Below are 19426 nucleotides of genomic sequence, written 5' to 3'. Positions count from 1 at the left end.
GAACCGAGTCCGTGACCGGTCAGATGGTGCTCGTCATTCCGCCGTCGACGACGAGCGATTCGCCGGTGACGTAGCCCGCGAGGTCGCTCGCGAGGAACACCGCTGCCCGGCCGATGTCGTCGGGTTGGCCGACGCGGTCGAGCGCGATCTTCTCCCGGAACTCGTCCTCGTCGTCGGTGCCGATCATCGGGGTGTCCTCGGTCGTCATCTTCGTCTCGATCAGTCCCGGATGGATCGCGTTGACGCGGATCTCGGGCGCGAGCGCGTCGGCGAGCGAGTACGTGAGCGTCCGGACGGCACCCTTCGACGTCCCGTAGGTCGGATGCTCGCCGATCCCCTGGAGCCCCTCGGCGCTGGAGACGTTGATGATGCTTCCACCGTCGGTCTCGCCCATTCGCTCCGCGGCGACCTGGGCCCCCATGAACGTCCCCTTCGCGTTCACGTCCATCATGTCGTCGTACGCCGCCGTATCGACCTCGGTGAACGCCTCGTTCCGGCTGTAGCCGGCGTTGTTGACCATGACGTCGATCCCGCCGAAGGTCCCGGCGGCCTCGATGGCGTCGACTATCCCCTCTCGTTCGGTCACGTCACAGTGGACGGACGTCGCACGAGCCTCGGTTTCGTCCTCGATCCGCTCGTGGGTCGGCGCGCCGCCTCCACGGGGTGTGTCCCGAATGTCGGCGACGACGACGGCCGCGCCGTGACGGGCGAGCGAGAGCGCGATCCCGCGACCGATCCCGCTCGCAGCGCCGGTCACGACGGCCGTTCGGTCCGCTAGGAGTTCGGTCATACTACACTGCAGTCCGTTCCCTCGAAAAGATACCGGGTTGCCCGTGCCGGCCGCGGCTCCTCGGGGCTCAGTTCGCGACGATGCGTGCCAGCCAGACGATCGGGACCACCGGGATCGCGAGCCCGGTCACGACGAGGAAGACCGCGATGACCACCTTCTCGAGACGGCTCGAACCGCCCCAGATCGATTGCCACATGTCGTCGATCGCTTCCGCGGTTCGCTGAATGAGTCCTGCCATGGGGAACCCAATTCGCTCCGGCGGGGTAAACCTTCCCGCTCGGAACGGGGAGCGACGGACCGGACAGCACTTCGTCTGCCAGCGAAAACACCGGCCATGGACCGTCTCTGTGTCTACTGCGGGTCGAGTCCGGGAGCGCGACCGGCGTATCGACGGGCCGCCGAGCGGCTCGGCCGAACGCTCGCCGACCGGGGGATCGGGCTCGTCTACGGCGGCGGCGACGTCGGGCTGATGGGCGCGGTCGCGGACGCGACGCTCGACACGGGCGGCGAGGTCCACGGCGTGATCCCGGAGTCGCTCGTCGACGCCGAGGTCGCCCACGACGGGCTCACGGCGCTCGACGTCGTCGATTCGATGCACGCGCGCAAACAACGGATGGTCGACCTCGCCGACGGATTCGTCGCGCTTCCCGGCGGTTTCGGGACCCTCGAAGAGCTCACCGAGGTCCTCACTTGGACCCAGCTCGGGCTCCACGACCACCCGTGTGGACTGTTGAACGTCGAGGACTACTACGCCGATCTCGCGGCGTTCTTCGACCATCAGGTGACCGAGGAGTTCGTGAGCCAGGACCACCGGGCGATGGTCATCGTCGAGGACGACCCCGAGGCGCTCCTCGACCGGTTCGCCGCGTACGAGGCCCCGCCGCTGAAGGACGTCCTCGAGAGCGCCGACGAAACGTAGCATCGACGCGGAAACGGAACGGTGACCCGCCCTCGACAAGTACCGCTGGTTATATCAACGCGGGTTCCGATAACCCGAGTGAATACATGGGAGACGAACGCCGGATCCGGACGACGCACGTCGGGAGCCTGCCGCGGCCCCCGGAGCTGCTCGACCTCCTCACCAAGCGCCAGGACGGCGACGCGGTGGACGAGACGGAGTGGGAGACGACCGTCGCGGACGCCACGCGCGACGTCGTCGAGCGCCAGGCCGAAACGGGTCTCGACATCGCCAACAACGGCGAGCAGTCCCGGGTCTCGTTCAACTGGTACGTCAAGGACCGCCTCAGCGGTATCGAGGGGACGCGCGAGCAGGAGCTCTGGGCGGACCTCCAGGACTACCCCGACTACGCCGACCAGACCTTCCGGACCGACGTGATCGACCTCGCGATGCAGCCGGTCGTCGCCGACGCGATCGAGTACACCGGTCACGAGGAGGCCGAAGCCGAGATCGAGGGCTTCCGGGCCGCCCTCGACGACACCGACTTCGAGGACACGTTCATGACCTCGGCCTCGCCGAGCGTCGTCACCGCGACCCACGTCAACGACTACTACGACTCCCACGAGGCGTATCTCACTGCCGCCGCCGACGCGATGGCCGAGGAGTACGAGACCGTCGCCGACGCCGGGCTCACCCTCCAGATCGACGCGCCCGAACTCCTCACCGCCGGACAGACCGAGGCCCTCGCGGACGCGCCGATCGAGGACGTCAAACAGGTCACGCGCCGGAACGTCGAGGCGCTCAACGGCGCGCTCGAAAACGTTCCCGCCGAGCAGGTCCGACTCCACACCTGCTGGGGAAGCTACGAGGGTCCCGGCCACCTCGACGCCGACCTCGCCGAGATGCTGCCGGTCATCTACGAGGCCGACATCACGGGGCTGAGTATCGAGCAGGCCAACCCCCGCCACCAGCACGAGTACCGCGCGTTCGCCGAACACCCGGTCCCGGACGGCTGGACGCTGCTGCCCGGCGTGGTGGACGTGAAGACGAACATCATCGACCACCCGGAGACGATCGCCGACCGCTTAGAGCGCGTCGCGAACGCGGTCGACGACGACACCCCGCTCGTCGCCGCCCCCGACTGTGGCTTCGGGACGCAAGCGGGATTGGGGATGGTCAACCCCGAGATCGCGTGGGCGAAACTCGGTGCGTTGGTCGAGGGTGCGGGGATCGCGACCGAACGACTCTACTGACGGCTTTGGGGAACTTTCGTCCTCTGAGCGGCGGTGAGTGTGATCGAGAACATCACGAGTAACCCGTTGCAAATGAGGGACCGCACCGCTACCGCCCCGTATCAGCCACGAGCCTCCCCAGCCGACTGCGCTCCTCGCTCCCGTTGGTCGCTGTGGTGCTCATCCCTCGCACAATGTTCGCGGTCGGCGTTCGCTTCACTCACGCACGACCGCGAGCGCGCGCCAACCGTCCGCCACCGCAACCGCCACCGACCGCAACCCCATCCACCCTAACCGCACCCTACCTCCCGCCGACCGCACCGCTCGGCGGCTGACGGGTCCGAAAATCGGGCTGGGACATGGCGATCGCTCTCGGAACGGTGGGACGAGAGACCAGTGCCGTGTTCAGGCCGCGGGGGCTGCGGACTCGAAGGCCTCGTGGAAGGCCGTCGTCATATCGTTGACCCGCTCGGTGCCGGCTTCGAGCGCGTCGAGCGGGCGGGTCCCGCCCTCGGTTCGGATCACGAGGATCGGGTCGGTCTGGCCACCCGACTGCTCGGGGTTCATGTCGTAGGTCGCGGCGGAGACGCCCTCGACTTCGAGGAGCGCGCCCTTGAGGACGTTCATGAACGTGTGGTCCTCGCCCGCGATCTCGATCGAGAGTTCGGTGTCGTCGTTTTCGATGACACGGAGATCCATAGGGACTCTTCGTCGTCGCGCGCTTCAACCTGACGACTCCCGGCGCGACAGAGTGAAACCCCTCGCTGTCGACTCGTCGGTATGACCTCGCCGTGGGCGGTGCTCGCACGGGTCGTCCTGGTGCTCGCGGTCGTGGGGTCGGTGGTCGCTATCGCGCGTCTCGACGACGAGCGCTGGGGCGAGCACCTCCGCGCCCGGTTCGTCTACGGTCTGCCGTGGGGGTCGTTTTTGACTGTTGGATTCGTCCTCGCGGTCTATCTGGTCGTTCAGGGTGGCCTCACGTCGTGGGGGAACCCCGTCTCGCTCCCGTTCCGTGCGTGGTCGTATCGCTACCCGCTGGGGATGGTCGTCGCGCCGTTCGCCCACGTCGGGCCGAGCCACCTCGTGGGCAACCTCGTCGGCACGCTCGCGCTCGCGCCGCTCGCGGAGTACGCGTGGGGCCACTACCCGCCGACGCGCGACCGTGGTCGAGGCTCGGCCGTGGCGAGCGCCCATTCCCACGACTCGCGGCTAGAACGTCCCCTCGCTCGAATCCTCGCGGTGCCCGCCGCCGTGGTCGCGGTGGGGCTGTTCACGGCGGTCTTCTCGGTCGGCCCGATCATCGGCTTCTCGGGGGTGGTGTTCGCGTTCGCGGGGTTCACGCTGGTTCGGTACCCGCTCGCCACCGTGGTGGCGTTCGCGGCGAGCGGGGTGATCCAGCAGGTCTACGTCGCGCTCCGGAACCCGGTGGTCGAGGCGGGCGCGAGCGGTGGCGGCTACGGCCTCCCGTGGTGGGCGACGGTCGCGATACAGGCCCACGCCCTCGGGTTGCTGACGGGGGTCGTCGTCGGGATCGCGGTGTTCTACCGGCGCGAACGGCTGCCGTCGGCGGGGCGGCTCTGGCTCGGCACGCTGGTGTTCGCCATCGGGCAGTCGCTCTGGGCGGTCTACTGGTTCCGGGGGAACGGCCAGTTCGTCCTCTTTCGAGCGCTCGGGGTGGCGCTGGTGTTCGCGCTCGCCTTCCTCGTCGCGGCGAGCGTCGCGACCCCCGGTCGGGTCCGGGGTGTCCGGCGCGTTCGTCGAGTCGTCGGCATCGAACGCCGTGCGGGGGCGACGATGGTGCTCCTGCTCGCGCTCGCGGTGCTCGCCGCACCCGCGGTCCCCGTGAACCTCACGACGACCGCCGCGACCGGGACGGCGCTCGCCCAGGACGACGGGTCCGCCGTCGGCACGATGGACCGGATCCACGTCCGGGATTACACGATATACTACGCCGAGAACGTCACGAACCGGGTGGTCTCGGTGGTCGACGTGTCGGCGTTCGGCGAGTCGACGACGGTGAACGCGAGCGGGGTGATAGTCGAGAGCGGGCAGCGGAGCCTCTGGACCACCGGGGTCGAGGAATCGCGGCTCGCCTTCGCCGGCTGTGCAACGGTCGGCGTCGGCGGCCTCGGCTGGCGGGAGTCGGTCCACGTCTCCCGAACCGGCTGGAAGGCCATCGGCGGTGGCCACGCCTACAAAGTCCGATTCGGGCAGGGTAACGGGAGCCGATTCGCCTATCTCTCGGGTCCAGCCACCGCCGACGCCACGGTCGAGAATCGGAACGTCTCCGTCGTCCCGCGCCGCGCGGGTTTCGGAGTCGTGGTCTCCCGTGCGAACGAGACCGTCGACCGCGTGAAACTTCCCGCGAACGGGACGACGGCCAGCGCGGGCGGCCTGCGCTTCAACCGGACCGGCGGCGACCTGTTCGTCGCCGCCGACGGAACGAGGGTGCGGGTGGCCAGCCGCGAAACGTATCGGTGAGATATCGTCTCGAACCCGTTACCGACCTGTACTCGTTGCGCAGGCAACCCAAAGGGATAGAACGGTCTGACTCTATTGAGAGGAACGACCGTGTACGACCGCACCTCGATCCCCGCCAGACCGCTCGAACGGCCGGACGTCGACCGGATACGCGCCCGGCCCGACGTCGAGTCGGTTATCTCGCTCGGGACGGCTCCGCTCGACGGGCGCTCGTCCCGAGAACCGGACGCGACGAAACGGCTGGTCCTCCTGACCGGGCGGACGGTCTCCGCGCTCGAGTACGACGGTGGCGACTGGTCGAGCGAGGTCCTCGAAACCGACGCCGACCGGGGCGATCAGCTCCGGTGTGCGCTCGACCTGCTGTACGACCGCTGACCCCTCGACGCGAGAGCGGCGAACCGAAACGTCCGTTCAGTCCCACTCGATACGGAACAGCTCGGCGTCGATGGTGCGCGTCTCCTCGTCGTGGAACGCGAACCGGTTCGGGAGGTCGAGCTCGGCGCGGAACTTCCGGGTGACCCTCCCGCCGTTGTCGGCGGCGAACGACTCGACGAACTCCTGACTGCCGGCGTTGTGGACCGAGTAGGACACCTCGCCGAGGCGGGCGGCGGCCGCGAGGAACGCGCGGTCGGCGTGGGCGTTGTCGTCCTGTGCGCCGAACGGCGGGTTCATCACGACGGTCGTACGGTCGGACGGGGCGAGCGGCGCGTCGGTGGCGTCGGCCCGGACCCACGAGACGTCCGCCGCGGTGCCGACCCGACGGCGGTTCTCGACCGCGGTCCGGAGCGGGTCGCGGTCGATGTCGAGCCCGACGACGCCCGTCGGGCCCCGGAGCGCGGCCGCGAGCGCGAGCATTCCCGTTCCCGTACCGAGGTCGACCACCAGCCGGTCCTCGATGTCGCCTTGGAGGTCGGCGTCGTGGACGAGGCGGGCGGCCAGCTCCGGCGGGGTCCGGTACTGTTCGAGCGAGACCCGCGGGTTCTCGAAGCCGGCGACCACGGCGAGTTGCTGGGCCAGCGCGCTCACGGAGCTCATCGAGTACGACCTACCGACCGCGACGAGGAAAGCGTTTGGAGATCCGCCGTGGGCCGTCGCCGGGGATTAAGTCGCTGGTCGCCGTTCGAAACGAACGATGTCCTCGGAACTCGACCCACAAGTCCGTGCCCTGCTCGATACCCTGGACGAACAGCGCGCGCCGCCGACCTACGGCGTCTCGGTCGGCACCGCACGCGCCCAGCTCGAAGAGCTGTTCTCCGCGGCGGACCCCGAACCCGTCGGCGAGGTTCGAAACTTCAATATCCAGGGTCCGGCGGGCTCGCTCCCGGTGCGGCTCTACGCCCCCGAGGCTGCCGACGGCCCGCTCCCGGTGTTCGTGACTTTCCACGGCGGCGGCTGGGTCATCGGAAGTCTCGACACTCACGACGCGGTGTGTCGCGGGATCGCCAACGAGGCCGACTGCCTCGTGCTCTCGGTGGACTACCGGCTCGCGCCCGAACACCCGTTCCCGGCGGCGGTCGAGGACTGCTATGCCACCACCGAGTGGGCCGCCGAGTTCGCGCCCGAGATCGGCGGCGACCCCGACCGGATCGCGGTCGGCGGCGACAGCGCCGGCGGCAACCTCACCGCCGCCGTCACCCTCATGGCGCGCGACCGAGACGGCCCCGACCTGTGTCATCAATCACTGGTCTACCCGGCGGTCGCTTCGCCCCCGCTCCACGAGTTCGACTCCTACGCGGAGAACGGCGAGGGCTACTTCCTCGAACGCGACGACATGGCGTGGTTCTACGAGCGCTACATCCCGCGCGCGACCGACGCCCGCAACGAGTACGCCGCACCGCTGCTCGCCCGCGACCTCTCGGGTCTCCCGCCGGCGACGCTCATCACCGGCGGGTTCGACCCGCTCCGCGACGAGGGCTATGCCTACGCCGACCGCCTCCGCGAAGCGGGTGTGGCGGTCGACCACGAGCACTTCGAGGGGATGATCCACGGCTTCATCAGCATGACCGACGTCGTCGACCGGAGCCGCGACGCGATCGAGGTGGTCGCCGACGGGCTCCGGGACTCATTCGAGGCGTAACTCGACGTGTGGCTTCAGGGACCGTACGCAACCCCGCCGTTCCGGAAGTCCGCCGCCCCGGTGTACTCGCCCGTCTGCTGATCGATCTGGATCGCCATGACGTTGCCGAGCGTCGTGAAGGGTGAGACGTCGTATCCCCGCTCGCGAAGCCCGCTCTGTATCCCTTCGGGAACGGAGGCTTCGGGGTAGACCGTCGGACCGGAGTTGCCGTAGAAGCGCGGTTCGGCGACCGCCTCTGCGAGGTCCATGTCGAACTCCACGAGGTTCAAGATCACTTCCGCGACGGTCGTGATGATGGTCGTGCCGCCGGGCGACCCGACGGTGAGGAACGGCTCGCCGTCGCGGAAGACGATGGTGGGGCTCGTCGAACTGAGCGGGCGTTTCAACGGCTGGACCTCGTTCGGCCCGCCGGGCTGGGCGTCGAAGTCGGTGAGCTCGTTGTTGAGCATGAACCCGTAGTCGGGTACCATCAGCCCGCTCCCGAACAGCTGTTCGATGGTGCTCGTCCACGAGACCAAGTTTCCCTCCGCGTCGGCGGTGGTGAAGTGGGTCGTGCTGCCGAGCGGGTTCGCTATCGACGGGCGCGGTGCGTCCTGAATCGCGCCCACGTCGTCGGGAGTGAGCGGGTCGATCGCGTAGGGCGACCCGGGCTGATAGCTCCACGGGTCGCCGGGCTCCTGTGTCCCGGTCGTCGCCCGCTCGTAGCTGATCATCCCGCGGCGTTCGTCGAGGTAGTCCGGGTCCAGCAGCCCCTGCCACGGGGCGTCCACGAACTGCTTGTCGCCCATGTACTCGCCGCGGTCGGCGTAGGCGAGTTTGAAGACTTCGGCGAGCCGCTGGTAGACCTCGATCGACTGGCGGTCGTACTGGCCGAGGTCCAGCGGTTCGAGCAGCGCGAGGATCCCCGCGATCGTCAGCCCGCCGGAGCTCGGCAGCGGCTGGGTTCGCACCGTGACGTCGCCGTACTCGACGTACTCCGGGATGTCGATCGTGACGTTGTACGCCCCGAGGTCGGCGGGGGTCATGCTCCCGCCGTTCTCCTGGACGGTCTCGGCGAGCGCCTCGCCGACCTCCCCCTTGTAGACGGCCCCGACGCCCTCCTCGGCGACCGTCTCGAACGTCGACGCGAGGTCGGGCTGGACGAGTTCGTCGCCGACGCCGAGCGGTTCGCCGCCGGGTGCGAACACCGCGCGGGCGGCGTCGTTGAACTTCCCGTGTTCCTCCTCGATCGTGCGAGCGAGGTAGTCGTCGACCCGGGCTCCGTTGGCGAGGTCGATGGCGGGCTGGATCAGCTCCTCGACCTCGTGGGTGCCGAAGCGCTTCAGCGCGACGTCGCACGCCTTGAACGTCCCGGGAACCCCGACCGCCTGGCCGAGCGTGATGCGCGTCTCGAACGGGATGGGTTCGCCATCGTCGAGGAACATGTCGGGTGTCGCGCCGAAGGGCGCGCGTTCGCGGTTGTCGATCGCGTAGAGCTCGTCCTCCTCGGCGTCGTAGACCACCATGAAACCGCCACCGCCGAGGCCCGAGGTGTGTGGCTGGACGGCGTTGAGCGCGAACTGGACCGCGACCGCCGCGTCGACCGCGTTGCCGCCCGCGTCGAGCACGTCGGTGCCGGCCGTGACCGCTCGCGGGTCGCTCGCGGCGACCATCCCGTCGCTGCTGGTGGCCGTATCGACCCGGTCGATCCGCTCGCGTTCGTCGTCCCACGCGGACGCGCGACCGGCGCTCACCGACAGCGCCCCCGCCCCGAGCGCGACGGCGGATCCCTTCAGAAACGTTCGGCGGTCGCTTCCCGCTCTGGTCTCCAGTTCCCGATCTTCCCCGCCCTCCTCCGGTTCGTTCACGGGTGAATCCGCCGCCGTCCATGTTTCGTCATCGCTGTGTTGTGACATACCGTACGAACGTCTCGGGCTGTCGTCTTAAATCCCACCGTGCGATCGGTCTCCTCGAACCGTCGTGACGACGGCGGGCCAACGGTTCTCGCGGCTGGATTACCGGTACCCCAGAACAGCCTGGATTTCCACCGGTTTCGTCACCGTTTTTCGCGGTCGGCGAGTACTCACGGCGATGACAGAGGACCTGTTTACGCCGCTCTCGTTGCGCGAAACCGAAGCCCGGAATCGGGTGATGGTCTCGCCGATGTGTCAGTACTCGTGTGAGGACCGTGACGGGATGGCCTCGAACTGGCATCTCGTCCACCTCGGGAGTCGCGCGGTCGGCGGGGCCGGCATCGTGATGACCGAAGCCACCGCCGTCGAGCCTCGCGGACGGATCTCGCCCGAGGACCTCGGCATCTGGAGCGACGAACACGGGGAGGCGCTCGCCCCGACCGCCGAGTTCATCGCCGACCAGGGGTCGGTCCCGGCGATCCAGCTCGCCCACGCCGGTCGGAAGGCCGCGACGAGCCGACCGTGGGAGGGTCACGACCCGCTCCAGCCCGACGAGGGCGGCTGGGAGGTGCTCGCGCCGAGCGACTACGCGTGGGACTACGGCGACCAGGACTCCCCGCCGCTCAAAAAGGCCGACCAGGACGACATCGAGGGCGTGATCGAGTCCTTCCGCGAGAGCGCCGAGCGCGCGCTCGACGCCGGCTTCGAGGTCGCGGAGGTCCACGCGGCCCACGGCTACCTCCTCCACGAGTTCCTCTCGCCCGTGACGAACCACCGCGAGGACGACTACGGGGGGAGCTTCGAGAACCGCGCGCGCCTGGTTCGGGAGGTCACCGAGGCAGTGCGGGAGGTCTGGCCCGAGGACAAACCCGTCTTCGTTCGGATCTCGGCGACCGACTGGATCGAGGGGCAGGAGTCGTGGGACCCCGACCAGTCGGCGCGGCTCGCGGACGTGCTCTTCGAGGCCGGCGCGGACCTGCTCGACGTGAGCGCCGGCGGGGCCGACCCGGCCCAGGAAGTCCCGCACTCGGGCCCGAACTATCAGGTTCCCTACGCCGAGCACATCACCGAGCGGAAGGAGAGCGCCATCGCGATCGGGGCGGTCGGCGGGATCGAGACCGCCGAGCAGGCCGACGCGGTGGTCCGAAACGACCGCGCGGACCTCGCGATCCTCGCGCGTGAACACCTCCGGGACCCCTACTTCTCGCTCCACGCCGCCGACGCGCTCGACCAGTCCGAGGAGGCCCCGGTGCCGGACCAGTACCTCCGCGGGTTCTGACCTCGCGTCTCGACTGCCGGTGCCGAAAGACGCTATTGTGTTACGGCCATCGAAAGGGACGTGGCAACGAACAACCAGAGCGATACGTTCGACATCGGCGGCGAGGACACCGTCCACCGGCTCGGCTTCGGCGCGATGCGACTCACCGGCGAGGACATCATCGGGCCGCCGGAGGACGAGGAGGAGGCGAGGGACGTCCTCCACCGCGCGACCGACCTCGGGGTGGACTTCATCGACACCGCCGATTCGTACGGACCCGCGGTCTCCGAACGCCTGATCGGCGAGGCGCTCGCGCCCTACGAGGACGTCTTCGTGGCGACCAAGGGTGGCCTCTGGCGTGACGACCGCGACGGCTCGTGGCCGAAGTGCGGGCAGCCGGGCTACCTCCGGAACGCCATCCTCGGGAGCCTCGACCGACTCAAGGTCGACCAGATCGACCTCTATCAGTACCACCGTCCGGACCCCGACGTGGACTACGCCGACGCCATCGGGACGTTCGCGGACTTCAAGGACGAGGGCAAGGTCAAACACGTCGGCGTCTCGAACGCCTCCGTCGAGCAGATCGAGGAGGCCCGCGACGTGGTCGAGATCGCCACCGTCCAGAACCAGTACAACATCGGCGACCGTGAGGACGAGGAGGTGCTCGAATACTGCGAGGAGAACGACATCGGCTTCATCCCGTGGGCCCCGCTCGGTTCGGGTGACCTCGACGGCCTCGACGAGGTGGCCGACGACCACGACGCGACGGAGTATCAGGTGGGACTGGCGTGGCTGCTCCAGCACTCGCCCGTGATGCTCCCGATCCCGGGAACGAGCAGCATCGACCACCTCGAAGAGAACGTCGCCGCCGCGGATATCGACCTCACCGACGAGGAGATCGAGACGATCGAGAACTGAGACGACCGACGGACCCCGACCTCATCGACTTTTTCCCGAACTCACCCATGACCCGAGTGCGGTGGCGCGCGCTCGCGGTCGTGGGTGAACGAAGGTGAACCCGCGACCGCGAATCGGCGTGCGAGGGATGAGCACCGCAGAGAGCGAGCGGAGCGACGCGAGCGAGGAGCGCAGTCGGCTGGGGAGGCATGTGGCGGTTGCGGGGCGGTGCTGTGCGGTCTCTCAGTTGCGTCGCGATTCGCCGTAGGCAGATCGGTGGTCATCACCCCGTGAATTTCGTAGCTCAGTAAGAAAACAGATCATTCGGTTCACTCGCGCCAGTCCTCTCGAAGCAGCCCGTAGCGAACGTTGTCGACGTACTCGCCGTCGATGAATCGGTCGCGGCGGATCCGTCCTTCCTGCTCGAAACCGAGCGACTCCAACAGCCCCCGGGAGGACTCGTTGAACGCGTAGACGCCCGCACCCACCGCGGGATGGTCGTAGGTCCGAAACACGTAGTCGATCGCCAGGGAGAGCATCTCCGTCGCGTAGCCCTCGCCGTGTACCTCGGGAATCAACCAGTAACCGAGTTCGGGACGTCGCCAGTCGGCGTCCCTGACCGTCATCCCGCCGATCCGCTGGACGTCGTCCTCGTCCGGTGACCCCGGCCCCGCGTCGTCGCCGTTGAGGCAGACGAGGAACCGGTTCGTGCCGTCGTCTTCGTCGGGGATCTCGAACTGCTCGCGATTCCTGGGCGAGTTACCGAGCGGGTATCGGAGTTCGGGGTTCGCGGCCGCACGCTGGAGGAACGGGACGTCCTCGGATTCCTGGGTTCGCAGCGTGACTCGGTCGCCGCTCGCGACGCGTGCGCCGGGCATTGAGATACCGAGCACGACCGCCGCAATACGTTTTCGCCCGAAGGGAGCCGGGGTCCGGTGTGCTGAGTGGGCGGGAACCTGGCGATCACGTCGACCAGCGAACGAACGAACGAATCATACAACCGAGCGCTAAATTTAATTGTTACTGGATACTAATGGATCTATGGACGGCGGCTGGGGATCGTTTCGAACCATCGATGGGAGCGCATCGGTCGGCGACGACGCGCTCCGGATCGAGCGCTCGCCACGGAAGTTCCTCCGCGGCCAGCGGACGCGATGGCACGACGGTGGGCGCAAGCGGCAGCTCGTCGCGGTCGGGAAACTGCTCGGGTTCCTGTTACCACTCCTGTTCGCGATCTATCAGGCTTCGGCGATGCTCGATACGACGATCGGGACGGTGGCGGCGCTCTCGCTCGCCCTCGTCGCGCTCGATCCGCTCCACCGATTGTGGAAGCGGACCCGGAGTACGCGGATCGAACTCTCGACCATCGAGCGTGTCGCGCTCGACGAAACCGGCCGAGAGCTACGGGTCACACACGACAGGGCCGGTCGTCTCGCTCGACTGGATGTCCGGGTCCGACGGTGGCTCTCCGCCAGGGGATTCTCGGCGACGGACGGTACGGCAACCGAAACCACCCTCACGCTCCTCACTGACGACGACGTTCGGGCGGCGCGGACGGCCCTCCGAACACGTGGAATTCACGTAACTGTCGACAGCCCCGAGGACGAAAACGAGACCGAGACCGAGACCGAGTATCACTACGAGATACGGAACGGGGTGGTGTTCTGTGAACGATGCGAGTCGCAGGTCTCACCGAACGACCGGACCTGTCCGTCGTGTGAACGACCGCTGAAAGTCGAACGGACGACCGAACCCGACCGACGGGCATCACGGGAGCCGGCGATCGAGCACTGACCGGCGGTCGTCCGTCGGTCGATTCGAGCGCTACCAGGTGCCGTGGAACGTATCGAATTCGAGGTTTTCGAGCGGTTCGTTGCCGACGGCGATCTCGTACTCGCCGGGCGTGAGCATCGGCTTGTGGAAGCGCGGGCCGTCGTCGGTGGTGATCCGCGGACAGCCGGTGTTGACGAACGCGTCCATGTCGAAGTTGCGCAGCCTATCGGGCGTGACCTCGTCCATCGTGATGAGGTAGGCGTTCTCGTTCTCCTCGACGATCTGTTCGGCCTGGTCCCAGCGGCCCTGCCCGATCTTGGTACAGAAGATCACGCCCCACTTCTCGGCGTCCATCGCACGGTGGACCGCGCCGTAGCGCTGTTTCAGGAACTTCTCTGTATCCGCGACCGAGACGGCGTTGTTCACCGGGTCGGCGATGACGACCTTCTTCTCGGGATGTTCCATCGCCAGCCCCAGCGGGTGGAACTTCCCGCCGCCGACGTAGAGGATCTGGTCGGCGTCGATGTCCGCCGAGGCGTAGTTACAGCCGAGCACCTGGCCCTCGTGGGTCAGGCGGTCGTCGCCGCGGCGGGTGTGCACGGTGAAGTCGCGGGCTTCGAGCCACTCGCGCATCTCCTCGAACTTGTTCATGTGCTGGGCGGTGGTGACGAGGCCGACGTCCTCGTCGGGAAGTTCGTCGAGCGCGTCCGTCATGATCGGCTCGACGTCGACGTTCGAGAAGAGCGGGACGTAGATGATCTTGTCCGACTCCTTCATCGGGGAGTGGCCGAAGTGGACGAAGACGTCGGTCCGGCGCATCAGGAAGGTGTCGAGGTCGCAGGCTCCATAGCACGGCTGGCCCGAGAGCATCACGCGCACGTCGTCCGGGAGGAGGTCCCGGAGGTCGTCGGTGACGGCGGGGCCGCGGCGCTTCAGTCCCTCGGGGAACTGGAGGCCGACCTTCTTCGCGTCACGCTCCGCGACGGCCTCGACGATCCGATCGAGTTCGTAGTCCCACTCACGGTCGTGTTTGAGCGACATCCCGGTTCGGGTGAGGTCGCCCTCCGATGGCTCGGTGTGACTCATTGGACTGGATTGGTCGTCGTGACGTTTAATCTCGGTGTTTCGACGGGCAGATCCGTCGGGCCGTGACGTCGACGTCACTCGGGGATTGAAACCGCCTGCCCGTCTACACCCGCTATGGCAGACCTCCCGCTCGAACACGTCCACGCCGAACCCGACCACCCCACCAACGGTCCCGCACCCGCGGTGTTCGTCCTCCACGGCCGCGGGGCCGACGAACAGGACCTGCTGCCCGTCGCCCAGCACCTCCCCGACGAACTCGCCGTCGTCAGCCTCCGCGCGCCCGACCGACTGATGGGTGGGTACACCTGGTACGAACTCGAGATGCCCGACGGCGACCTCCATCGAAGCCAGCCGAACCGGGAGGAGTTCCGGCGGAGCCTCGATTTGGTCTCCGAAAGCATCGATGCCGCGGTCGAGACCTACGGCCTCGACCCCGACCGAATCGGATTACTCGGTTTCAGTCAGGGCTCGATCACGAGCCTGGCGCTCCTCTGTGAACAGCCCGAGCGGTTCGCGTGGGTGGTGGCGCTCCACGGCTACCTCGCGGATTCACACGCCGACATGGAGCCGGAGGCCATCGAGGGTAAACCCGTGTTCGTCGGGTCGGGGACGATGGACCAGGTGATCCCCACCGAGCGCGCCGAGGCCGCCGCCGAGCGCCTCCGGGAGCTGGGGGCCGACGTCGAATCCAACCAGTACGAGTCCGCCCACGGGATCGGGCGGGACGAACTGGCCGATATCGTGGCGTGGGTCGAGACCAGGATGAGCTAGTCACCCCCGCCACCGCCAGATTGAAGCGACGGACGGCCCGTGATCGAACGATGAGCACCGAACCCGACGTCGAGACCGGCGTCGACCCCGCGCGGACCCCGGAAGCCGTCGCCGAGGAGCTCGGCGCGGCGATCGCGGCGACCGACGAGTACGAACGATACGTCGAGACGAAGACCGCCGTCGAGGAGAGCCGGGAGGCCCAGGAGAAAGTCCGGGAGTTCGAGCGCCTCCGCGACGCGTTCGTCCAGGCCCGAGAGGTCGGCGAGGCCACCGAAGAAGATCGCGACACCCTCAAGAACGCCCAGCGGGAACTCCACGCCCTCCCCGAGATGGCCGATTATCTCGCGGCCCAGCAGGAACTCGACGCGAGGCTCGAACGCCTCGACACCGCCATCGGGACCGACCTCGACGTGGACTTCGGCGACCGCATCGGGAGCTGCTGTCAGGACTGATTTTTAAAGCACAAGGCGTCTTTGGACGCCGAAGGATACAAATCGGACCCGCGTGCGGGTACTGTGAATGGACGAGGAGGTGACGAGCTTCCGAACGAAGCGCGGCCGATGCGTGCTCGATAACGAGGCCGGCGAGCTACGATTGACGTCGAGTTGGCGCGGACAGTTCAGGCGGTACTACGAAGGAAACACGCTCGTCTTCGTAGGGATGGTACTGGTCTTGGGATACCTCCCGGTAGTACTCATTTCGTTGGAGCGCCGGACACTGCTCGTGGGGCTGGGTTTGCTGTTGGTCCTGCTCGTTGGCGGCCGACTTTCCAACTACGTCCGCGGGTTCACGAGTGCCCACCGAATTCCGCTCGATTCGGTCGTCGCCATCGAGCCGATCGAGGGTTCGCCGGTGACACGGCCGCGATTCGTCGTCTCCTACTCCGAGGCAGGTACAGTGAAAAGACGGTACGTGATGTTACCGTCGCGATATCTCTCTTATACAGGCGAGGAGTTCGGGGAGGCCAAATCCCTCTTTCGAGGGCACGACCTTCCGGTCGAACCGTCCTAGCAGTGGTCGTAGTGGCACCGAGCGGGTCAGCCCAATAGATACAAGTCGTCCGGCCCACCGACTGCTGGTAACGATGGAAGAGCCCGAGCGGCGCGACGGTGGTCGGTCGTGAGCCTCGCGGACGGCGACACCGACCAGGTCGTCAGCGCGAAGGACCTCTCGCGCGCGGACATCGAGACGGTCTGTGACCGTGCGGCCGAGATCGAGCGCTCGCCGCCGGACCCCGCGCGCCACGCCGGGACCCTGCTCGGCCTCCTCTTCTTCGAGCCGAGCACGCGCACGCGGATGAGCTTCGAGTCCGCGATCAAGCGCCTCGGCGGCGACGCGCTCGGGATGGGGTCGGTCGAGTCCTCCAGCGCGGCCAAGGGCGAGAGCCTCGCCGACACGGTGCGCGTGACCGAGGGCTATGCCGACGCGCTGGTGCTCCGGCACCCGAGCGAGGGTGCGGCGACGATGGCCGCGGAGTTCGTCGACGTCCCGCTCATCAACGCGGGCGACGGCGCGGGCCAGCATCCCACCCAGACCCTCCTCGACCTCTATACGATGCGCGAGAACACCGACGGCCTCTCGGACCTCACGGTGGGGATCATGGGCGACCTGAAGTACGGGCGGACCGTCCACTCGCTGGCCTACGCGCTCACGAAGTTCGACGCCCGCCAGCACTTCATCAGCCCGGAGAGTCTTCGCCTTCCCCGCTCGGTGCGCTACGACCTCCACGAGGCGGGTGCGAACGTCAAGGAACACACCGACCTCGATGCCGTTCTCCCGGAACTCGACGTGCTCTACGTCACCCGGATCCAGCGCGAGCGCTTCCCCGACGAGAACGAGTACCGCCAGGTCGCGGGCGAGTACCGGATCGACGCCGCGGGTCTCGACGCCGCGCGCGACGACCTCACCCTGATGCACCCGCTGCCGCGGGTCGACGAGATCGCCCCGGACGTCGACGGGAGCCAGCACGCCCACTACTTCGAGCAGGCCCACAACGGGGTGCCCGTTCGGATGGCGCTGCTCGACCTCCTCCTCGATGGAGGGCGGTCGTGAGCGACCCCACGGACGGCGGTCGGGGCGACGACCACGAGGCCGACCGGCCGGAAAACGGTGGCAGTAGCCACCCGCCCCACGAACTCCGGATCAGCAAGATCGAGAGCGGCACCGTGATCGACCACATCGCGGGCGGCCACGCGCCCGACGTGCTCGCGATCCTCGGCATCGGTAGCTCGACCGACGAGGTCGTGAGCGTCGGGATGAACGTCCCCTCCGACCGGCTGGGTCGCAAGGACGTCGTGAAGATCGAGGGGCGCGAACTCAGCCAGGACGAGGTCGACGTGATCTCGCTGATCGCGCCCGCGGCGAGCATCAACATCATCCGCGGGTTCGCGGTCGCCGAGAAGAACCGGGTCGAACGGCCCGAGTTCGTCGAGGGCGTGCTGTCGTGTCCGAACCGCAACTGCATCTCCACCGAGGGCGAACCCGTCGCCTCGCGCTTTGCGGTGCTCGACGACGGCGTGCGGTGTGCCTACTGTGAGACCATCGTCCGCGAACAGCTCGCCGATCACATCTCCGTCTGAGACGGCTGCCTGCGTCAGCCTGCTCAACCCCGAAGGCCGCCCCGAGGTTGGGTCGTCCATGGCCAACTCAGGCAACCGGTTCGGCTTCGACTTCGTGACGACGCTCGTTGGGTCCGGCCTCACGCTTCTGGTCTCGGCGGGGATCATGCGCTACGGAGAGCAACTCCAGTGGACCGCCACCCAGCTCTACGCGATCGGGGGCGGCGTCCTGCTCGTCGGCGGGCTCCTCCTCGGGTTGGTCGTCGTCGCCGCCGGCCTGAAGTAGTCGAACGAACCGCTTACCAGCCTCGACCACCCACGACACCTATGTTCGGGGTCGTCACACGCAACCCGGAGGAGGTCGAGTGGCCGGAGTTCGACCGCCAGTTCCTCGAAGTCAAGTCGGTGAGCGGCCGGACCAACGAACCCGTCGCCGAGGCGGTGAGCATGGTCTCGTGTCACGCCGACAACGCCATCGCGAACGCGAACCCCGACGTGGTGCCGGTCAGCGACGCGGGCGAACCCGCCACCCGCGACCGGCGCTACTTCGATTGGTCGTACGTCTGCCCCACCCATCCCGGCTACCGCGAGGGGCTGCTCGAAACCATCGCGGATGCCGGCGCGGTGAGCGGCGACGTCCGCCTCGACGACGTGGGCTTTCCCCGACCCGAGTACTGTTTCTGCGAGCGCTGCAACCGACTGTTCGAGGAGAGCGGGTTCGACGACCGGTTCGCGTGGCGTGAGAGCGTGATCACCGAGTTCGTCGCGGAGGCCACCGAGCGGATCCCCGGGCGGACCTACCTCACGGTCCATCCCGACCCCTACCCCGGCCACCTCGTCGAGCGCTCGGGGATCGACCTCGACGCGCTCGCCGAGTACGTCGACGAGTTCGTCGTGCCGCTCTACGACATGGCCTACTCGACGACCTACTGGGTCGAGGTCATCGCCAGCGGCTTCCTCGACGCGCTCGCGACCCCCTTCTCGGTCGAACTCTACGCGCCCGACATCGAGATCGACGACCTGATCCACGCCGCCGACGTGGCCGACGCCTACGCGAAGGACGTCCTCTTCGGCTACGATTCGAGCAACGCCCGCGCGGCGGTCCGACGGATGAACGCCGAACGAAACGAGGGCGACGTCTACGGTCCGGAATGACCGGTGAAGCCCGGACGACCAGGCTCGCGACCGAGGACGATGCGTCGGCGGTACGGGAGGTCTACACGCCGTTCTGATGGAGTCCGTGACTTCGTCCGAGAGCGGTCCACCGAGGTCGACCGGGGATTCGTGGTTCGAGGGAGTGGGGTCTCACACTGTCGAGCGGTACCCATTCGATCGAACCGGTCGGCTGACGTCGGTTTCGGGGTGGAATAGAGGGCTTTCAGAACTCACAGCGCGTGCTCGCGCCAGGCGAGCAGGTCCTGGCGGTCGCGGGTGTCGGCGGGGAGGTCGGCGAACCACTCGGCGGCCGAGATCTCCTCGTCGGGGTCCGAGACGGTGGGGTCGGTGGTCTCGGCGGCGGCCGCGAAGATGGGGAGCACGCCCCAGGTCGCGTGGTCGTCACACCGGACCTCGACCCGGGTGGTGAGCGCGAGCCCCTCGTACCGCGCCTCGACGCCAGCCTCCTCGGCGAGTTCGCGCTCGGCGGTCTCGCGGAAGCTCTCGCCAGGGTCGACCCCGCCGCCGGGAAGTACCCAGAGCCCGACGCCCTCGTGC

The 19426-nt window shown here is 67.9% G+C and carries 23 protein-coding genes; 15 read left to right on the top strand and 8 right to left on the bottom strand.

Going from position 1 to position 19426, the window contains the following annotated elements:
• Nucleotides 1-19: 19 nt before the first annotated feature.
• Both C447_RS10150 and C447_RS18195 read right to left on the bottom strand, forming a co-directional pair.
• The gene (locus tag C447_RS10150) at nucleotides 20-790 is read right to left on the bottom strand and encodes an SDR family oxidoreductase (protein WP_007693543.1); all 771 of its coding nucleotides are present in this window, start codon (nucleotides 788-790) and stop codon (nucleotides 20-22) included.
• A gap of 67 nt (nucleotides 791-857) precedes the next feature.
• Nucleotides 858-1028, bottom strand: coding sequence for a hypothetical protein (locus tag C447_RS18195; RefSeq protein WP_007693541.1), 171 nt, complete (start codon nucleotides 1026-1028; stop codon nucleotides 858-860).
• Between the two features lie 96 nt (nucleotides 1029-1124).
• Here C447_RS18195 and C447_RS10145 point away from each other — a divergent pair, with 96 nt between their 5' ends.
• Nucleotides 1125-1709 (top strand): LOG family protein, encoded by a 585-nt coding sequence (locus C447_RS10145; RefSeq protein WP_007693540.1) that lies wholly within the window; start codon nucleotides 1125-1127, stop codon nucleotides 1707-1709.
• 86 nt (nucleotides 1710-1795) lie between these two features.
• Nucleotides 1796-2941 (top strand): cobalamin-independent methionine synthase II family protein, encoded by a 1146-nt coding sequence (locus C447_RS10140; RefSeq protein ID WP_007693538.1) that lies wholly within the window; start codon nucleotides 1796-1798, stop codon nucleotides 2939-2941.
• Nucleotides 2942-3325: 384 nt separating this feature from the next.
• Here C447_RS10140 and C447_RS10135 read toward each other — a convergent pair whose 3' ends face one another.
• Nucleotides 3326-3619, bottom strand: coding sequence for a DNA-directed RNA polymerase subunit L (locus tag C447_RS10135; RefSeq protein ID WP_007693536.1), 294 nt, complete (start codon nucleotides 3617-3619; stop codon nucleotides 3326-3328).
• 81 nt (nucleotides 3620-3700) lie between these two features.
• Between C447_RS10135 and C447_RS10130 the strand changes: the two genes are divergently transcribed.
• Nucleotides 3701-5401 carry a rhomboid family intramembrane serine protease gene (locus tag C447_RS10130; protein WP_007693534.1) on the top strand — a complete coding sequence of 567 codons (1701 nt, stop codon included), beginning with the start codon at nucleotides 3701-3703 and terminating at the stop codon, nucleotides 5399-5401.
• A 90-nt stretch (nucleotides 5402-5491) separates the two neighbouring features.
• Complete coding sequence (locus C447_RS10125) at nucleotides 5492-5776, top strand: hypothetical protein (protein ID WP_007693531.1); 285 nt, start codon at nucleotides 5492-5494, stop codon at nucleotides 5774-5776.
• 36 nt (nucleotides 5777-5812) lie between these two features.
• On the opposite strand, the gene C447_RS10120 is transcribed toward C447_RS10125, so the two are convergent.
• Entirely contained in the window at nucleotides 5813-6436 is a 624-nt protein-coding gene (locus C447_RS10120) for an METTL5 family protein (RefSeq protein ID WP_007693529.1), read from the bottom strand.
• Between the two features lie 97 nt (nucleotides 6437-6533).
• On the opposite strand from C447_RS10120, the gene C447_RS10115 reads away from it, so the two are divergent.
• The gene (locus tag C447_RS10115; protein WP_007693527.1) at nucleotides 6534-7478 is read left to right on the top strand and encodes an alpha/beta hydrolase; all 945 of its coding nucleotides are present in this window, start codon (nucleotides 6534-6536) and stop codon (nucleotides 7476-7478) included.
• A 14-nt stretch (nucleotides 7479-7492) separates the two neighbouring features.
• Here C447_RS10115 and ggt read toward each other — a convergent pair whose 3' ends face one another.
• Nucleotides 7493-9373, bottom strand: a complete 1881-nt coding sequence (gene ggt, locus C447_RS10110; protein WP_152416145.1) for a gamma-glutamyltransferase — start codon at nucleotides 9371-9373, stop codon at nucleotides 7493-7495.
• A 175-nt stretch (nucleotides 9374-9548) separates the two neighbouring features.
• On the opposite strand from ggt, the gene C447_RS10105 reads away from it, so the two are divergent.
• Nucleotides 9549-10649, top strand: a complete 1101-nt coding sequence (locus C447_RS10105) for an NADH:flavin oxidoreductase/NADH oxidase (protein ID WP_007693523.1) — start codon at nucleotides 9549-9551, stop codon at nucleotides 10647-10649.
• A gap of 60 nt (nucleotides 10650-10709) precedes the next feature.
• The gene (locus C447_RS10100) at nucleotides 10710-11546 is read left to right on the top strand and encodes an aldo/keto reductase (RefSeq protein ID WP_007693521.1); all 837 of its coding nucleotides are present in this window, start codon (nucleotides 10710-10712) and stop codon (nucleotides 11544-11546) included.
• A 308-nt stretch (nucleotides 11547-11854) separates the two neighbouring features.
• Here the strand turns inward: C447_RS10100 and C447_RS10095 are convergent, their stop codons facing one another.
• Nucleotides 11855-12403 (bottom strand): GNAT family N-acetyltransferase, encoded by a 549-nt coding sequence (locus C447_RS10095; protein ID WP_007693519.1) that lies wholly within the window; start codon nucleotides 12401-12403, stop codon nucleotides 11855-11857.
• Between the two features lie 163 nt (nucleotides 12404-12566).
• Here C447_RS10095 and C447_RS10090 point away from each other — a divergent pair, with 163 nt between their 5' ends.
• Nucleotides 12567-13319, top strand: coding sequence for a zinc ribbon domain-containing protein (locus C447_RS10090; protein ID WP_007693518.1), 753 nt, complete (start codon nucleotides 12567-12569; stop codon nucleotides 13317-13319).
• Between the two features lie 30 nt (nucleotides 13320-13349).
• Here C447_RS10090 and dph2 read toward each other — a convergent pair whose 3' ends face one another.
• Nucleotides 13350-14384, bottom strand: coding sequence for a diphthamide biosynthesis enzyme Dph2 (gene dph2, locus C447_RS10085; protein WP_007693516.1), 1035 nt, complete (start codon nucleotides 14382-14384; stop codon nucleotides 13350-13352).
• Between the two features lie 114 nt (nucleotides 14385-14498).
• Here dph2 and C447_RS10080 point away from each other — a divergent pair, with 114 nt between their 5' ends.
• The 7 genes from C447_RS10080 (at nucleotide 14499) to C447_RS10050 (ending at nucleotide 18868) form a co-directional block, all read left to right on the top strand.
• On the top strand, nucleotides 14499-15155 hold the full coding sequence (locus C447_RS10080) for an alpha/beta hydrolase (protein WP_007693513.1): 657 nt from the start codon (nucleotides 14499-14501) through the stop codon (nucleotides 15153-15155).
• 50 nt (nucleotides 15156-15205) lie between these two features.
• Nucleotides 15206-15607, top strand: coding sequence for a YlbF family regulator (locus C447_RS10075; protein WP_007693511.1), 402 nt, complete (start codon nucleotides 15206-15208; stop codon nucleotides 15605-15607).
• A 67-nt stretch (nucleotides 15608-15674) separates the two neighbouring features.
• Nucleotides 15675-16166, top strand: coding sequence for a hypothetical protein (locus C447_RS10070; RefSeq protein WP_007693509.1), 492 nt, complete (start codon nucleotides 15675-15677; stop codon nucleotides 16164-16166).
• 108 nt (nucleotides 16167-16274) lie between these two features.
• Nucleotides 16275-17207 (top strand): aspartate carbamoyltransferase, encoded by a 933-nt coding sequence (gene pyrB, locus C447_RS10065; protein ID WP_007693507.1) that lies wholly within the window; start codon nucleotides 16275-16277, stop codon nucleotides 17205-17207.
• A complete protein-coding gene (gene pyrI / locus C447_RS10060; RefSeq protein ID WP_007693505.1) occupies nucleotides 17204-17734 on the top strand; it encodes an aspartate carbamoyltransferase regulatory subunit in 531 nt (176 codons plus the stop codon). The genes pyrB and pyrI overlap by 4 nt, the downstream gene beginning before the upstream one ends.
• A gap of 58 nt (nucleotides 17735-17792) precedes the next feature.
• A complete protein-coding gene (locus C447_RS10055) occupies nucleotides 17793-17999 on the top strand; it encodes a hypothetical protein (protein ID WP_007693503.1) in 207 nt (68 codons plus the stop codon).
• 41 nt (nucleotides 18000-18040) lie between these two features.
• Nucleotides 18041-18868, top strand: a complete 828-nt coding sequence (locus tag C447_RS10050) for a hypothetical protein (protein ID WP_007693500.1) — start codon at nucleotides 18041-18043, stop codon at nucleotides 18866-18868.
• Between the two features lie 230 nt (nucleotides 18869-19098).
• Here the strand turns inward: C447_RS10050 and C447_RS10045 are convergent.
• A partial coding sequence (locus tag C447_RS10045; RefSeq protein ID WP_007693497.1) for an NUDIX hydrolase occupies nucleotides 19099-19426 on the bottom strand: 328 nt, incomplete at its 5' end.

It is taken from the genome of Halococcus hamelinensis 100A6 (genome assembly GCF_000336675.1).
Lineage (GTDB): Archaea > Halobacteriota > Halobacteria > Halobacteriales > Halococcaceae > Halococcus > Halococcus hamelinensis.
Note: the sequence above shows the minus strand (reverse complement) of the source record. Positions and strands in the feature narration are given on the sequence as shown.

What these genes read in the sequence shown, in the direction of transcription:
- C447_RS10145 (WP_007693540.1), top strand. Translation starts at nt 1,125, where the DNA reads ATGGACCGTCTCTGTGTCTACTGCGGGTCGAGTCCGGGAGCGCGACCG.
- C447_RS10055 (WP_007693503.1), top strand. Translation starts at nt 17,793, where the DNA reads ATGGCCAACTCAGGCAACCGGTTCGGCTTCGACTTCGTGACGACGCTC.
- C447_RS10115 (WP_007693527.1), top strand. Translation starts at nt 6,534, where the DNA reads ATGTCCTCGGAACTCGACCCACAAGTCCGTGCCCTGCTCGATACCCTG.
- C447_RS10050 (WP_007693500.1), top strand. Translation starts at nt 18,041, where the DNA reads ATGTTCGGGGTCGTCACACGCAACCCGGAGGAGGTCGAGTGGCCGGAG.
- C447_RS10105 (WP_007693523.1), top strand. Translation starts at nt 9,549, where the DNA reads ATGACAGAGGACCTGTTTACGCCGCTCTCGTTGCGCGAAACCGAAGCC.
- C447_RS18195 (WP_007693541.1), bottom strand. Translation starts at nt 1,028, where the DNA reads ATGGCAGGACTCATTCAGCGAACCGCGGAAGCGATCGACGACATGTGG.
- ggt (WP_152416145.1), bottom strand. Translation starts at nt 9,373, where the DNA reads ATGTCACAACACAGCGATGACGAAACATGGACGGCGGCGGATTCACCC.
- dph2 (WP_007693516.1), bottom strand. Translation starts at nt 14,384, where the DNA reads ATGAGTCACACCGAGCCATCGGAGGGCGACCTCACCCGAACCGGGATG.
- C447_RS10080 (WP_007693513.1), top strand. Translation starts at nt 14,499, where the DNA reads ATGGCAGACCTCCCGCTCGAACACGTCCACGCCGAACCCGACCACCCC.
- C447_RS10140 (WP_007693538.1), top strand. Translation starts at nt 1,796, where the DNA reads ATGGGAGACGAACGCCGGATCCGGACGACGCACGTCGGGAGCCTGCCG.
- C447_RS10090 (WP_007693518.1), top strand. Translation starts at nt 12,567, where the DNA reads ATGGACGGCGGCTGGGGATCGTTTCGAACCATCGATGGGAGCGCATCG.
- C447_RS10135 (WP_007693536.1), bottom strand. Translation starts at nt 3,619, where the DNA reads ATGGATCTCCGTGTCATCGAAAACGACGACACCGAACTCTCGATCGAG.
- C447_RS10120 (WP_007693529.1), bottom strand. Translation starts at nt 6,436, where the DNA reads ATGAGCTCCGTGAGCGCGCTGGCCCAGCAACTCGCCGTGGTCGCCGGC.
- C447_RS10130 (WP_007693534.1), top strand. Translation starts at nt 3,701, where the DNA reads ATGACCTCGCCGTGGGCGGTGCTCGCACGGGTCGTCCTGGTGCTCGCG.
- C447_RS10070 (WP_007693509.1), top strand. Translation starts at nt 15,675, where the DNA reads ATGGACGAGGAGGTGACGAGCTTCCGAACGAAGCGCGGCCGATGCGTG.
- C447_RS10075 (WP_007693511.1), top strand. Translation starts at nt 15,206, where the DNA reads ATGAGCACCGAACCCGACGTCGAGACCGGCGTCGACCCCGCGCGGACC.
- C447_RS10150 (WP_007693543.1), bottom strand. Translation starts at nt 790, where the DNA reads ATGACCGAACTCCTAGCGGACCGAACGGCCGTCGTGACCGGCGCTGCG.
- C447_RS10095 (WP_007693519.1), bottom strand. Translation starts at nt 12,403, where the DNA reads ATGCCCGGCGCACGCGTCGCGAGCGGCGACCGAGTCACGCTGCGAACC.